The organism is Dietzia sp. CH92 (genome assembly GCF_032248695.1).
GTDB lineage: Bacteria > Actinomycetota > Actinomycetes > Mycobacteriales > Mycobacteriaceae > Dietzia.
The window spans coordinates 412-611 of sequence record NZ_JAVHXC010000019.1 but is presented as its reverse complement, the minus strand read 5'-3'; positions in this window follow the sequence as shown (position 1 = coordinate 611).

Here is a 200-nt window from a genome sequence, read left to right as displayed (position 1 = left end):
GCTGCTGGCGGCCGCCCTGGGTCCGACTCAGACCCGCGCTGGCTCACACTCGCTGAGGTATTTCGTCACCGCCGTGTCCCGGCCCGGCTTCGGGGAGCCCCGGTACATGGAAGTCGGCTACGTGGACAACACGGAGTTCGTGCGCTTCGACAGCGACGCGGAGAATCCGAGATATGAGCCGCGGGCGCGGTGGATAGAGC